This window comes from Paenibacillus phytorum (assembly GCF_013141715.1).
GTDB classification, from domain to species: domain Bacteria; phylum Bacillota; class Bacilli; order Paenibacillales; family NBRC-103111; genus Paenibacillus_E; species Paenibacillus_E phytorum.
Map to the genome: position 1 here is coordinate 1 of NZ_WHOA01000026.1, position 14134 is coordinate 14134.

A 14134-nucleotide genomic window follows, 5' to 3' on the forward strand; every position below is an offset into this window, starting at 1 on the left:
AAGTTTCGTATCTAGTTTTCAGGGAATAATATTTCCTGAGTGTATATATATCTTGGAGAGATACCCAAGTGGCTATAAGGGGACCCTCTGCTAAGGGGTTAGACTGCGTAAGTGGTGCGAGGGTTCGAATCCCTCTCTCTCCGCCAGTTTCCAAATATATATACCTTTTATGTGGCGGCGTAGCTCAGCTGGCTAGAGCGTACGGTTCATACCCGTAAGGTCGGGGGTTCGAGCCCCTCTGCCGCTACCATAAAACCAATCTAGTCGGAGGCTTAGCTCAGCTGGGAGAGCATCTGCCTTACAAGCAGAGGGTCGGCGGTTCGATCCCGTCAGCCTCCACCATTTTTATCTTTATGCCGTTGTAGCTCAACTGGTAGAGCAACTGACTTGTAATCAGTAGGTTGGGGGTTCAAGTCCTCTCGACGGCACCATTTTCATGGTAAGACCTTTTGTAGCATGGAGCTGTGGTGTAGTGGCCTAACATGCCTGCCTGTCACGCAGGAGACCGCGGGTTCGAATCCCGTCAGCTCCGCCATTTTTTTTACAATTAATGTAGGACATGCTATAAATAATCATTTGGCTTTGTAGCTCAGTCGGTAGAGCAGAGGACTGAAAATCCTCGTGTCGGCGGTTCGATTCCGTCCAAAGCCATTGAGATGGTTGTATTGCTTTGGCAGTACGGGTATCTCGTATCCGGAGGCTTAGTGAAGTGGCTAAACACGGCAGACTGTAAATCTGCTCTCTTCGAGTTCGGTGGTTCGAATCCATCAGCCTCCATTTTACCTTGAGTCATTAGCTCAGTTGGTAGAGCACCTGACTTTTAATCAGGGTGTCGTAGGTTCGAATCCTACATGACTCACTTTTATTAGTAAACGTAGAAGGCCGTGAGGTCTTTTTTTGTTTTATATAACCGAATAAGGGCGGATTCGCCCCTTACATAAAGAAAAAGCATCCATAAGCAGGATGCTTTTTTTCTATTTCAACTTGTCTGCAACGGACTTCATTTTTTGCTTCATAGAGGCAGGTTTATCACGTCGATCGTCGATCTTAATAGATGTCGAGACTCGCTCTGCACCATTCGTAAAAGGGACTTCGTGGACGGCTCGAATGACTTCCAGCAGTCGATCCAAGGGACCCTCTAGAATGGTACCCATAGGAGTCATTTCAAAAGCGATATTGGAATGTTTCTCGAGTTCTTTGTGCAGATCTGCTACATAACCGCTAAGGCTGGTTGTGGCTGTTCCTATAGGGATAATGGTGAATTCTGCGATAGCCATGGAGGTCACTTCTCCTTTCATCTTGTAAAGCTCTTCTTCATTGTAGATGAGTGACCGCAGGCAATGCAATTTACCGTGAAGCTAACTCCGTCAATTAAGAACTGGCAAGGTCAATAATATAATCGGCTGTTCTTGCAGCAAGCGCCATGACGGTGTTGGTTGGATTCCCTCCGCTGGAGGTTACGAAGAGACTCGCATCGCAAATGAACAAGTTCGGGATGTCGTGGCTTTGACCGTAAGAATTGACGACGGAAGTAGCTGGGTCATTCCCCATGCGGCAGCCGCCCATGAGATGCTGTGTATCGGATACCACGTAGGCGACCTCGCCTCCGGCTGCTTTGAGGATAAGTTTCATATTCTCCACAGCGTGATCGATTATTTTAAGATCGTTATCTCCATAATTGAAGGTAACGGAGGCACGAGGCATTCCGTTTTCATCTTTTTCAGCGGATAAGGAGATATGATTGTCCCACTGTGGAAGCACTTCACCAACCATGGTTAAACGCCCATAGTAGTTGTAATCAAGCATGATTTGCCTAAGCTGCGGCCCCCAGATGGGCTCGTGAGACGCTTTGCTGATCCCCTGAGCCATATCTATAGGTCTCGAGCCATGAGAGTGAATGGTATAGCCACGAGCGAAGCCTCTGCGCGGATCGGTTTCATAGAAATCTTGTGTGGAGGCTAACACAGGTGTGCCTTTATACAAACGAACCTCTTGCTCAAATTTGGCGTAAACATCATTACTGCTATGCGTCATAATCGCGCGGCCTACCCAGCCGCTGGAGTTCGCCAAACCATTAGGAAATTGAGGAGTAGCAGAGTGAAGCAGCAGGCGAGGGGTCTCGACAACATGAGCGCATAAAATAACAGTTTTGGCACGTTGGCGGTAGGTCTTTCCCTCGTTAACAAAGAGAACACCTTTGACATGCCCTTCTGTATCGACTTCGATTTGGGTAACCATACAATTAGGAAGAATTTCGGCCCCAGCTTGAACGGCTTTAGGGATATGAACGATCAAAGTACTAAACTTGGCATTCGGCATACAGCCCTCGATGCAGAAGCCGCGATTGGTGCAGGGTGGACGGCCTTCAAAAGGAGCAGATAGAATAGCAAGCGGTGTAACCGCGGATTGAATGCCAAGTGCTTCGCAACCTTTTTGAAATAAGTAAGCATTAGGACTTAGGGGATCACGCTCTGGATAAGGGTAAGGCCCATTGAAATTTCCCCAAGGGAAATGTTTCGGTCCAGAAACAGCAATTTCTTTTTCGATTTTACTATAGTAAGGCTCAAGATCCTTGTAGTGAATGGGCCAATTTTCACCAACGCCGTCAATGGACTTTGTTTTGAAATCTGATTCATGGAAACGCAAAAAAACACCGGTAAAATTCTGCGTCCCTCCGCCTATCCCCCTACCCGAATTGTGGCTCCCCATACCAAATGGTTCTGTCCCATCAACAATACGAGTATCTTCCCATGCTAAACTCCGCATGCTCAGCTCGTCACTAACGAAATCCTTCTGAGGATCCCGCCAAGGGCCAGCATCGATTACAACAACACTAAGGCCGGCTTCACTCAGCTCTTTAGCTAGTACACCGCCTGCTGCACCTGCACCTACAATGACGATATCAGCAGCATCATGTTCATGTCTCCACTTCATGGCCTCCTCACTGCCTCCCAAGGATCAAGTTGGCCAGGTTCTGCTCTTACATATCCACGAGGATAGGCAGGGCCGCCAAAACCGATCTCCGACCAAACTAAAGGATGTGAGTAATAGGCCTCTACACATAATTGAAGGAGTTTGTGAAACAATGCAGTTTGCGGAATGCCCTCCCAAGCTTCTGTTGAAGGGTAGCTGGCATCACTGATTTGGCGCATGATATGCTTTTGAGCAGCTTCGTCTAATTGGAAGAAAGGTCGGCTATCGGCTATCCATCCAGCCTCGTCAATAGCTTTAAGTCCCTGGCGCAGGAGGTTTTGAATGGGGGGGACATTGACCTTTCGCTGTCCTTCCCCTTTATTTTCTGCCAACGTTTGATCGATATGAGTAAGGATCGTTTGAGTAATATCTCCTCGATGATCATCCATGAGCAAAGCGCACCAAGCTCGCAATGTTTCCGCTTCTACTGGCGTTAGAAAACGGTGCGAATGTTCACGCTGAAGTCGGGAGGTCACAATGGACCGTGTATGGGAATCCCATTCCTTTTGCTCATCCATGACGTTATAGGTCGGATAATAGGTATGATTCTTCATGGTAAGTCATCCTCCATAGATAGCGGTAAGACCCAAAATACTAATGATCGAAAATAGTAAAGGCATCATCACCGGCGGACCTGTAAGAAAATTTCGCAATGCTAAGCCGCCTACTCGTTTCTGAACACCTTTGATGTGAAATATAAAGCCGATTATTCCTTGAATGACACCAAGCCAGAAGGAGATGTGGGTCACTATATACCAGCCTTTGCTATTCAGCAGTGTGCTGATGATGGAGACGAAACTAATCACAAGAGCCAGAATAACGGGGCCCCACATAAATTTGCGACTCCAAACCATTTGTCTGAGCCTCCTACTGGATGAAATCACCCTAGTACAATTATTTCCAAATTACCAAAGATTATGAGTTGGTTTTATTTGGCCATATTAACCATGCTTCTGGATTCCGGCAAAAATATCGGACATATCGGTATCTATGTGGGGTAACGGGAATATGATCCATACGTACGGTGAAGGTGGCGTGAAGTTCACTTCCATCAATAAAGAATGGTGGGCGGATCATTATGTAACGGCTCGTCGAGTGTTAAACTAAATCACCAAACGAAACAGATCCCTTTTGCAGTAGCTGCAGGAGGGGTCTTTCACATTCACATGAGGCGGGGCACATATGTTACAATAAGAAGATAGATATAGAAGATATATGGGAGTAAGGAGAGAGGCAGATGGATTGGGAGCGTGTAAAAGAGCGTTTGGAAGCGGTTTTACAATCACCTATGCAGATTAGCTTGATGCCCGAGGCAGATTGGGAGCATTTGGCGGAAGAGCAGGCAGAGAATCTTGAGAGCTTTAGTCGAAGTGTTGTGCGTGGTCAGGATGTGCTTTTTTATTTATCCAAAGAACATAAAGATATTCGCATTCTGCAGGTTTCCGAAGCCAAACTAACATCTTCAGAGCGCAAGCTTGTTGAGTTAACGGTAGAGTCAAAGATGACACTAGAAAAGAAGCAGTGGGGAGTCTTTTTATCTGAAGATGAAAGAAAGGCGCACCAATTAAGAGATTGGTTGCTGCAGCAGATGGAACGCGGTTCAACCCATGCTGAGCTGCCGGATGCGCTTGCTTCACAATCCTCTCTGTATTCAACGAAAATTCCGTTGTTGTTATATGGGGACTATTCTCAAAATCAGCGCGTTTCCTATGCGGAACTGAAAAAGTTGTTGGAGTCTTTCTTTGAATCGGAGATTATCCTGATTCCTTTACTAGATAAAGAGTGGCTGATCCTAGCACCCGAAGGTCTACTAACCAGTGGTAGCGAAGAGCGAGAAGGGGATGAGGAAGAAAGCGTAGAGCAGATACTCGACGCTCTCGGCTCAGGGCTGTATGAAATGCTTGCTAATGAGTGGGTTGGCGAATGCCACCTAGCCATTGATTATCCGGTAAAGCCTTCGAAATCGCTGTTTGCCACGATTCTCAAGTTGAGGGAGACCATCATGTTAGGGCGTTCTTTTCATGTAGGCAGCTTTATTCATCTTCGTTGGGAGCTTCGTTTGGAGAAGCTGCTGCACTTGATTGATGAAGAGGAAAAGGCAGAATTCCTAGAGCAGGTACTTCGCGGCATAGACCATGTGCTGGATGCAGAGACGGTAATCACGCTGGAGCATTTCTTCACACTGGACTGCAACGTTAGTGAAACAGCGAAGAAGTTATATATACATCGCAATACCTTGCTATATCGTTTGGACAAGTTTAAAAATGAGACCGGACTCGATGTGAGAACGTTCAATCATGCGGTATTAGTGAGACTTGCATTACTATTGTACAAAGTAACGAAAAGAAAGTGATTTTTTTGTAGGGATTGTGCATAGTCAGTCCGGACTTCGTAGGGTAAGATGAGTATATTGAAAAGTTGATCAGCAAGCATATGATCGATAAATCGTAGGGGGAATGAAACCATGGCAGGCGTACGTTTAAATCATATCGTGAAAAGATATTCTGGTGCAGAAGAATCCACAGTTAAAGATTTCCATCTTGAAGTTGAAGATAAAGAGTTCGTCGTATTGGTTGGAGCATCCGGTTGCGGAAAATCCACAACTCTTCGTATGATCGCAGGATTAGAGGAAATTACTGAAGGTGAACTTTACATCGGCGACCGCCTTGTAAATGATGTAGCTCCAAAAGACCGCGATATCGCGATGGTTTTCCAATCTTACGCCCTTTACCCACATATGACTGTATATCAAAACATGGCATTCGGCTTGAAACTTCGTAAATTCAAAAAAGCAGATATCGATGCTCGCGTTCGTGAAGCAGCGAAAATCTTGGATATTGTTCATTTGCTTGATCGCAAACCAAAAGCTCTTTCCGGTGGTCAACGTCAACGTGTTGCCTTGGGTCGTGCGATTGTTCGTGAGCCACAAGTATTCTTAATGGATGAGCCGCTTTCCAACTTGGATGCGAAACTTCGTGTACAAATGCGTGCGGAAATCACAAAATTAACAAAACGTCTTGGTGTTACAACGATCTACGTAACGCATGACCAAATCGAAGCAATGACAATGGGCGATCGCATCGTTGTTATGGATAAAGGTATCATTCAACAAGCAGCTACACCTGAAGAAATCTACAACTTCCCTGTTAACATCTTCGTTGCGGGTTTCATCGGATCCCCATCCATGAACTTCATGACAGGTACATTAACACAAGAAGGCAGCGGTATTTTCTTCAAAGCAGGTACTGTAAACGTAGAAGTTCCAGCTGGTAAAGCACAAGTACTGAAAGACAAAGGTTTCGTAGGTAAAGAAGTGATTCTGGGTGTTCGTCCAGAAGATATCCACGAAGAGCCTGTATTCTTGGAAGCATCCCCGAACACAGTATTCAACGTTAACGTTGAGTTGACTGAGAACTTGGGTCACGAAATGTACTTGTACCTGAACGGTATCGGCGCTAACACAGTAATCGCACGAGTTGACGGTCGCTCAGGAATCAAAGAAGGCACAAATGTTAAATTGGCTCTAGACATGAACAAAGTTCATTTCTTCGATAAAGATACAACATTGTCCATCTTGGTTAACCCTAATCTATAAGTTTGAAGAGAAAGGCCAGCCGTTATCGGCTGGCTTTTTTGTCTGTTCATATAGTTTCACGAACACTTTAGTTGATTTCAACTAACTATTCCATTACGATGAAACTATTGGAAGAATGAATAATAGCAGATGAAGCACGTTTTGCACAGGCAAAACTCGGAGGAGACAGGACGATGGCCAAAAAAGTAAAGGTTTCCGAATTGGTGGAGGTACTCCATATGGAGGTTCTTGCAGGTGAATCTGGACTAAAACGCCCTATAACAACCGGTGATCTGTACCGTCCAGGTCTCGAGATGGCCGGATATTTTAATTACCATCCAAGAGAACGTATCCAGATGTTAGGAAAGACGGAAGTCACCTTCATGGAAATGTTAACGACGGGTGTCAGGCGCAATCGGGTAGAGCAGCTATGCTCGCCGGAGGAAACACCTTGTATCATCGTGACAAGAGGATTAGATGTCCCAATTGAATTATTGGAAGAAGCGACGAAGCGTGATCTTCCCGTACTTCGAAGCCAAATGTCTACGACGATTTTTGCAAGTCGTTTAACAGGATTTCTAGAGAATAAATTAGCTCCAAGTACGACAATCCATGGTGTACTTGTCGATGTATACGGAATTGGTATGCTCATTACTGGGAGCAGCGGCATCGGGAAAAGTGAAACCGCGCTTGAGCTTGTAAAAAGAGGCCATCGGCTTATTGCTGATGACGCCGTAGAAATTCGTCAAAATGGCGATAAGGTGCTCACAGGAAATGCTCCTGAGCTTATTCGTCATTTGCTTGAAATCCGCGGTGTGGGTATCATTAATGTGATGACTTTATTCGGAGCTGGTGCTATCCGTAATGTGAAGAAGATTTCGGTTGTGGTTAAATTGGAAAATTGGCAGCAGGACAAGCAATATGACCGATTGGGCCTCGATGAAGAATTGACACGCATCATTGATACGGATCTGCCGCTCGTCACGATTCCTGTTCGCCCAGGACGAAACTTAGCAGTTATCGTCGAAGTGGCAGCGATGAACTATCGTTTAAAACGAATGGGATATAACGCGGCACTTCAGTTTACGAATAAGCTTACGGAGTCGCTGAACGAAGATTTTGAGGATTTCGATTGATATTGATTAAGCAGTAATTTATATAAATATAATGAAGGAGTGAAACTATGCTCGAAAGTGTTGCGTTTTCCTTAGGACCGATACAAGTCCGGTGGTATGGGATTATTTTAGGTACAGCCGCGTTAATTGGTTTATTATTGGCAATCCGAGAAGGGAAGCGGTTCCGAATCGTTCCTGACTTTTTCATGGATTTATTGTTAATTGGGGTACCTTCAGCGATTGTTGGCGCTAGACTTTACTATGTAGCTTTCCAGTGGTCCGATTATAAGAATAATTTAGCTGAAATTTTTATGATATGGCACGGCGGTATTGCCATTTATGGAGCGCTAATTGGTGCGATTATCGGTACTTTTTTCTATGTAAGAGCCAAAGGGTACTCATTCTTGAGAATCGCAGACATTTGTGCACCAGGTTTAATTGTGGGACAAGCGATAGGACGTTGGGGCAACTTTATGAATCAGGAAGCCCACGGAGGCCCTGTTACGGAGTCATTCCTACGTAATACTTTGCACTTACCTAATTTTATCGTGAATCAAATGAACATTGAGGGGACTTTTTATCACCCGGCTTTCCTGTATGAATCTGTCTGGAATATCTTAGGGCTGTTGGTTCTACTCTGGCTTCGTCGCAGGCCTTTCCTTCGGGCAGGGGAACTATTTTTCAGTTATTTTATCTGGTATTCCATTGGTCGTTTCTTTATCGAAGGTGTGCGTACAGATAGTCTTGATTTCACTGGCCCCACGTGGCTTGCGTCGCTCTTGAATGCACTGTGGTCACCAATGAGAGTTGTATTTGAACCGGGCGTACTGACATATGGCGGAAATATAAGATTCTCGCAGCTGTTAGCGCTTCTGATCGTGATAGGGATGGTTATTGTTATTATCGTAAGAAGGAAAAAAGGATACGCGAATGTGCGCTATGCTGATCCGATTGTTTCCACGAAAGCTGAAGAGAAAAATAAAGTTCAAGAGACAGATAAAGGAGCAGACTATGATTCAAACCGTACTGTTTGATCTGGATGGAACGATTGTTGATACGAACGAGCTTATTGTGCAATCTTTTTTGCATAGTTTGGAAGGCGAGACGGCAGAGCCTGTCAGTCGGGAACTAATCATTCCAAATATGGGGCGTCCGCTTGTGGAACAAATGGAATTTTTTACAGGTAGGAAAGAGGTTGAAGAGATCATTAAGAAGTATCGGACCTTCAACTTATCCAAGCATGATGAGCTGGTTAAGGAGTTCCCGAATGTACATACGGCGATGGCAAAGCTCCATGCAAACGGGATTAAAATCGGTATCGTTACGAGCAAGATTCGGCAAACCACTCTGATGGGCTTAAAGCTTTGTGGACTGGATACTTTCGTGAGTACCATCGTGACTGTTGAAGATGTGAAGGAGCCAAAACCGCATCCGGAAGGCATAATTGCAGCGCTTAAGGTGTTAGGAAGTACTGCGGAACAAGCGGTGATGGTTGGAGATAGCCATTATGACATTGAGGCAGCCAAAAATGCGGGTGTCATATCTGTTGGCGTATCCTGGTCGTGGAAAGGGCGCTCTTACTTAGAGCAGTATAACCCTGATCATTTGATCGACGATATGCTTGACCTGTATCCTATTGTGGGGCTGACGTCGGATGTGGATGCTGTTTGAGAAAAACGGATAAGTATCCGGTAGATGGACCTAATGCTTTATGGCAAATCTATCATACCGTTAGCAAATGGAAGGCGATGCGGAATTTCGTATTCATTCAAATAACGCGGTACTCACCTTCGCTGCGTATGAAAAATTGGATATACCGACACGTACTGGGGATGAAGGTTGGTGAGCATACCGCTTTTGCTTTGATGGTGATGGTGGATGTCTTTTTTCCAGAGAAGATTCATATAGGGAGCAATACGATTATTGGGTATAACTCGACGATATTGGCCCATGAGTATTTAACCAATGAGTATAGACTCGGGGATGTAAATATTGGATCGCATGTGATGGTAGGTGCCAATACGACGATTCTACCCGGTGTGACGATTGGAGACTATGCCATTATTGGAGCGGGTTCGGTTGTACACAAGGATGTAGCGCCGTATAGCTTTGTGGCAGGGAATCCACTTCAGACGATTCGTGAAAGAATGAATGAGAAATGAGAGTTGTATGCTCTAGAGCCGTACAGCTCTTTTTTTGCGTATGAATGAGGATATCAAGAGCGGATAATCAGGGGAAAGACGATTGACGGTCCTAAACTTACGTGATAAAATAGCCGTACATTCTTTATTTTGGTAGTATGGTAGCACGTTACTGTGTTAAAGCGAATAAAAAAGAAATCGAATTCCTACATATTGAGGTGAGACGGTGTCAAAGCCAAAAGTATTTGAAAAACCGTTAGGGGTTAAAGATTATTTGCCCAAAGCGGTTACGAAACTGCGAAATATTGAATTCCGTGTATTGGCCTGTATGGAACGCTGGGGTTATAACCAGATTATTACGCCTACACTCGAATATTACGATACCGTTGGTGTTGCAAGCTCCACAGAAGATAAGAAGCTGTTCAAGCTGCTCGACCGTAAGGGAAAGACGCTTGTTTTGCGGTCTGAATTGACAGCGCCAATAGCGCGTGTAGCTTCTTCCTTGCTCAAAGAACATGCGTTCCCATTGCGCTTATCTTATCATTCGAATGTCTTTCGTTCGATTGAAGAGGAAGCTGGACGGGATTCAGAGTTTTTCCAGACGGGCGTCGAGCTTATTGGAGATGCTTCATCTGAAGCGGATGCTGAGGTTGTAGCGTTAGCAATTGCTTCGTTGCAAGCGGCTGGCGTAGGCGCGTTCAAGATTGCGCTCGGTCACGTAGGCTTCTTGAACGGTTTGTTCCAGGAAACGCTGGAAGGACGCAGTGATGCTCAGCTTGCGCTGAAAGAGCATTTGCTCAGTCGTGATTATGTGGGGTACCGCGAAGCCATTAAGTCGTTGGCTCTTACACCTGATGTCGAGCGTGAGCTTATTGGCGTGCTGCGACTAAGAGGCGGAGATGAAATTTGCGAGCAAGCTCGTATGGTATCACAGCACCCTATCGCGCAGGATGCGATTCGTCATTTATGCGAAGTATGGGATGTACTGAAAGCCTATGGGGTTAGTGAGCATGTAGTCATTGACTTAACGATGATTGGAGATTTCTCCTACTATACAGGTATGACGTTTGAGGGATATGCATCCGATTTAGGCTTCCCGGTCTGTAGTGGCGGCAGATATGACAATCTGCTAAGTCAGTTTGGGCGTCCGGCTCCGGCGACGGGGTTTGCGCTCAAGACGAACCGAATCCTAGAGGTTACAGGAAAAGAGAACGTGGAGGAGCCAGGTCGTGTGCTGATTGCCTATGATGCTGAGCATCGTGAAGAAGCTCTGCAGTTGGCGAAGGCTATGCGCAGCAGTGATGATGAGGTTATCATTATCACACAGTTGGTGAGCGAGTCTGAAGCTTGGTCGAACGAGTTGTTGAACAAGGGAGACGGCCAGTTCGAGCTTCGTGGAACGGTTTACAGTGATGTAATTACGATGATGGTGTGATACGGAGCAAGTGAAAGTGGAAGAGCAGAAATAAGAGCAAGTGCAATAACAAGTGCAAGAGCAGAATCAAATGTTTGTGTGCGTCTCGCTCCGCTGATGGGAAGTTTTGAAGGAGGTTGGAACGGTGGATGATATTCTAAAAGTAGCGATGCCGAAAGGCCGTATATATAAACAAGCAGCGAAGCTTTTTCATAAAGCGGGTCTGCCGATTCCAGAGGACCTGGAAGAAGGACGCCGGTTAATCATTCCTGTTCATGAGGCAAGAATGGAATTCATTTTGGCCAAACCGGTGGATGTTCCTACCTATGTCGAATATGGCGTAGCGGATATTGGGGTTGTCGGTAAGGATGTCCTGATGGAGGAGAACCGCAACGTGTATGAGCTGCTGGATCTGGGCATCGCACGGTGCCGGATGTCGGTTATTGGACTGCCGGATTGGAAGCAAGAGATTAATCCGCGCGTCGCGACGAAGTATCCGAACGTCGCTTCTCAGTATTTTCGCGAGCGAGGGCAGCAAGTTGAGGTTATCAAGCTAAACGGCTCTATCGAGCTTGCGCCGTTGATTGGCCTTGCTGACCGGATCGTGGATATGGTCGAAACGGGAGAGACGCTTCGGGAGAACGGACTTGTGGAGCAAGAGGAGATTTTTCAGATTACGAGCCGCTTAATTGCGAATCGGGTGAGTTACCGCATGAAGAATGATTCTATTCAGCGGTTATGTGATATGCTCCAGGCTGTTTTGCCTGTGATTAAGGCGTAGAGCGAACTTTAGAGGAACGACGATCCTCTATTTGAGCGAAATTAGGTTTGAAGAGGCAGAAACAACGAAATAAGGGATCCTCGTTCCCCGAATTCATAAAATAGGCTGTTTTCCAGCAAATAACGCTTCCACGTTCCTCTCTTGGAGGACCTGTTATCGTAAAGCGAGGAAAATGGGGCAAATAAGTAGCTATGGTGCAATCGATATAGATAAGTAACAAGATCAAGAGAGGATGATGAAGATGCGGATACTTCCCGCCTCGGAATTTCAATTGAACCGTGAGGTCGAATACGGCTCACCCGAGCAAAATGAGACCGTCCGCCGCATCATCGATGAGGTGCGGCAGGACGGAGATGCCGCGCTGCGACGCATGGCGCAGCAGTTCGACCGCGTCACCGTCGCTGAGCTTCGCGTCAGCGACGAGGAGATCCAAGCGGCGTACGCGCAAGTCGACGCCGAGTTCCTGGCGGCGCTGCGACAAGCCGCCGCTAACATTCGTGCGTTTCATGAGAAGCAGAAACGCACATCGTGGATGGACCTGCAGGCCAATGGCAGCCTGCTGGGCCAAATTATCCGACCGCTGAAGCGGGTCGGATTGTACGTGCCCGGAGGGAAGGCGGCGTACCCTTCCTCCGTGCTCATGAACGCCATCCCCGCGATCGTCGCGGGGGTGCCGGAGATCGCGATGGTGACGCCTCCGGCCACCGCGGGGGAAGAGGGCATCAACCCGCATATCCTCGTGGCAGCAGCCGAAGCGGGTGTGAAAGAGATCTACCGCGTAGGCGGGGCGCAGGCGGTAGCCGCGCTGGCCTACGGAACGGAATCGATCCCGCCGGTCGATAAGATCGTCGGGCCCGGCAACATTTACGTCGCGCTGGCGAAGCGCTTCGTGTTCGGCGTCGTTGATATCGACATGATCGCCGGACCAACGGACATCGTCGTGCTTGCTGATGAGCACGCCGATCCTGAATACGTCGCGGCTGATTTGCTGGCGCAGGCCGAGCATGACGAGATGTCACCGTCGATTCTGGTGACACCATCAAGGGAGCTTGCCGAAGCGGTTCGGCAAGAGCTATGGCGGCAGCTGGATGTGCTGCCGAAGAAAGCGATCGCCTCTGTATCCACAGCAACCAAAGGAGCTATACTCCTTGTGGATAACTTGGACGAGGGCGTTGACGTTGTCAATCGCTTGGCGCCAGAGCATTGCGAGCTGCTGGTACAGGAGCCTTTTAACCTGCTGCCTCGTATTGAGAATGCTGGAGCTATTTTCCTCGGCGCCTACAGCACGGAACCCGTTGGCGATTATTTCGCTGGACCTAACCATGTGCTGCCGACGAATGGCACAGCCCGTTTTTCATCGCCGCTGAATGTGGACGATTTCCTAAAAAAATCAAGCGTTATTCACTATAGCAAGGAAGCACTGATCGCAAACGGCGAAATGATTATGACGCTGGCCCGTAACGAAGGGTTGGAAGGTCATGCTAGAGCGGTAGAGATCCGACTCAAGAAGGAAGGGAAGTTGAAATAATGGCTGAACAAGATAAAGGGATCACTCGCTCAGCGCGTGTAGCCCGCAAAACGAATGAGACTGACATTGCCCTCGCGTTTCAAGTAGATGGAACAGGGGTTTCTGAGATTCAAACCGATGTTCCTTTCTTGAATCATATGCTTGATTTGTTCACGAAACACGGACAGTTCGATCTGAATGTCGATGCTAAAGGCGATATCGAGATCGATGATCATCATACGGTTGAAGATATCGGCATTTGCTTAGGTCAAACCCTGCGTGAAGCACTAGGCGATAAAAAAGGGATTAAACGCTATGCCAGCGTATTCGTTCCTATGGATGAAGCCCTTGCTCAAGTTGTCATCGACATTAGCAACCGACCGCATTTCGAATATCGTGCTCAGTATCCTTCACAAACTGTTGGCAGTTTCGATACGCAGCTTGTTCAAGAGTTTCTGTGGAAGTTTGCTCTGGAAGCCCGTATCACGCTGCATGTTATCGTGCATTACGGACAGAACACGCATCACATGATTGAAGCTGTGTTTAAAGCATTAGGCCGAGCGCTAGATGAAGCGACATCGATTGATCCTCGTGTGCAGGGGGTTCCTTCGACGAAGGGAGTGCTGTAA

The 14134-nt window shown here is 46.9% G+C and carries 14 protein-coding genes and 8 tRNA genes; 18 read left to right on the forward strand and 4 right to left on the reverse strand.

What is annotated here, in order from left to right:
* The first annotated feature begins 54 nt into the window (after positions 1-54).
* From GC098_RS04355 to GC098_RS04390, 8 genes are all read left to right on the forward strand, one after another.
* Positions 55-146 (forward strand) — tRNA-Ser (locus tag GC098_RS04355).
* 27 nt (positions 147-173) lie between these two features.
* Positions 174-250, forward strand: a tRNA-Met gene (locus GC098_RS04360).
* A gap of 16 nt (positions 251-266) precedes the next feature.
* Positions 267-342: transfer RNA gene (locus tag GC098_RS04365), tRNA-Val, on the forward strand.
* A gap of 13 nt (positions 343-355) precedes the next feature.
* A tRNA-Thr gene (locus tag GC098_RS04370) sits at positions 356-431 on the forward strand.
* A gap of 27 nt (positions 432-458) precedes the next feature.
* Positions 459-535: transfer RNA gene (locus GC098_RS04375), tRNA-Asp, on the forward strand.
* A 43-nt stretch (positions 536-578) separates the two neighbouring features.
* A tRNA-Phe gene (locus tag GC098_RS04380) sits at positions 579-651 on the forward strand.
* Positions 652-695: 44 nt separating this feature from the next.
* Positions 696-777 (forward strand) — tRNA-Tyr (locus tag GC098_RS04385).
* Positions 778-786: 9 nt separating this feature from the next.
* Positions 787-859 (forward strand) — tRNA-Lys (locus GC098_RS04390).
* Positions 860-974: 115 nt separating this feature from the next.
* Here GC098_RS04390 and GC098_RS04395 read toward each other — a convergent pair.
* The 4 genes from GC098_RS04395 to GC098_RS04410 all read right to left on the reverse strand — a co-directional run bounded on the left by GC098_RS04395 (position 975) and on the right by GC098_RS04410 (position 3827).
* Positions 975-1277 carry an MTH1187 family thiamine-binding protein gene (locus GC098_RS04395; protein WP_171641321.1) on the reverse strand — a complete coding sequence of 101 codons (303 nt, stop codon included), beginning with the start codon at positions 1275-1277 and terminating at the stop codon, positions 975-977.
* Between the two features lie 94 nt (positions 1278-1371).
* On the reverse strand, positions 1372-2934 hold the full coding sequence (locus GC098_RS04400) for a GMC family oxidoreductase (RefSeq protein WP_171641323.1): 1563 nt from the start codon (positions 2932-2934) through the stop codon (positions 1372-1374).
* The gene (locus GC098_RS04405; protein ID WP_171641325.1) at positions 2931-3527 is read right to left on the reverse strand and encodes a gluconate 2-dehydrogenase subunit 3 family protein; all 597 of its coding nucleotides are present in this window, start codon (positions 3525-3527) and stop codon (positions 2931-2933) included. The genes GC098_RS04400 and GC098_RS04405 overlap by 4 nt, the downstream gene beginning before the upstream one ends.
* Positions 3528-3533: 6 nt before the next feature.
* On the reverse strand, positions 3534-3827 hold the full coding sequence (locus GC098_RS04410; RefSeq protein WP_171641327.1) for a hypothetical protein: 294 nt from the start codon (positions 3825-3827) through the stop codon (positions 3534-3536).
* Between the two features lie 383 nt (positions 3828-4210).
* On the opposite strand from GC098_RS04410, the gene GC098_RS04420 reads away from it, so the two are divergent.
* The 10 genes from GC098_RS04420 to hisB all read left to right on the forward strand — a co-directional run bounded on the left by GC098_RS04420 (position 4211) and on the right by hisB (position 14134).
* The gene (locus GC098_RS04420; RefSeq protein ID WP_171641329.1) at positions 4211-5326 is read left to right on the forward strand and encodes a PucR family transcriptional regulator; all 1116 of its coding nucleotides are present in this window, start codon (positions 4211-4213) and stop codon (positions 5324-5326) included.
* Between the two features lie 111 nt (positions 5327-5437).
* Positions 5438-6568 (forward strand): ABC transporter ATP-binding protein, encoded by a 1131-nt coding sequence (locus GC098_RS04425; RefSeq protein WP_171641331.1) that lies wholly within the window; start codon positions 5438-5440, stop codon positions 6566-6568.
* A gap of 173 nt (positions 6569-6741) precedes the next feature.
* On the forward strand, positions 6742-7683 hold the full coding sequence (hprK, locus tag GC098_RS04430) for an HPr(Ser) kinase/phosphatase (protein ID WP_171641333.1): 942 nt from the start codon (positions 6742-6744) through the stop codon (positions 7681-7683).
* A 47-nt stretch (positions 7684-7730) separates the two neighbouring features.
* Positions 7731-8696 (forward strand): prolipoprotein diacylglyceryl transferase, encoded by a 966-nt coding sequence (gene lgt, locus GC098_RS04435; protein WP_171641335.1) that lies wholly within the window; start codon positions 7731-7733, stop codon positions 8694-8696.
* Positions 8674-9333 carry a pyrophosphatase PpaX gene (gene ppaX / locus GC098_RS04440; RefSeq protein ID WP_171641337.1) on the forward strand — a complete coding sequence of 220 codons (660 nt, stop codon included), beginning with the start codon at positions 8674-8676 and terminating at the stop codon, positions 9331-9333. The genes lgt and ppaX overlap by 23 nt, the downstream gene beginning before the upstream one ends.
* Positions 9330-9824 (forward strand): acyltransferase, encoded by a 495-nt coding sequence (locus GC098_RS04445; protein WP_171641338.1) that lies wholly within the window; start codon positions 9330-9332, stop codon positions 9822-9824. The genes ppaX and GC098_RS04445 overlap by 4 nt, the downstream gene beginning before the upstream one ends.
* 205 nt (positions 9825-10029) lie before the next feature.
* Positions 10030-11238 (forward strand): ATP phosphoribosyltransferase regulatory subunit, encoded by a 1209-nt coding sequence (locus GC098_RS04450; protein ID WP_171641340.1) that lies wholly within the window; start codon positions 10030-10032, stop codon positions 11236-11238.
* A gap of 124 nt (positions 11239-11362) precedes the next feature.
* Entirely contained in the window at positions 11363-11998 is a 636-nt protein-coding gene (hisG, locus tag GC098_RS04455; protein ID WP_057302649.1) for an ATP phosphoribosyltransferase, read from the forward strand.
* 241 nt (positions 11999-12239) lie between these two features.
* Positions 12240-13526, forward strand: coding sequence for a histidinol dehydrogenase (hisD, locus tag GC098_RS04460; protein WP_171641379.1), 1287 nt, complete (start codon positions 12240-12242; stop codon positions 13524-13526).
* Positions 13526-14134: an imidazoleglycerol-phosphate dehydratase HisB gene (hisB, locus tag GC098_RS04465; protein WP_171641342.1), complete on the forward strand. Its 609-nt coding sequence runs from the start codon at positions 13526-13528 to the stop codon at positions 14132-14134. The genes hisD and hisB overlap by 1 nt, the downstream gene beginning before the upstream one ends.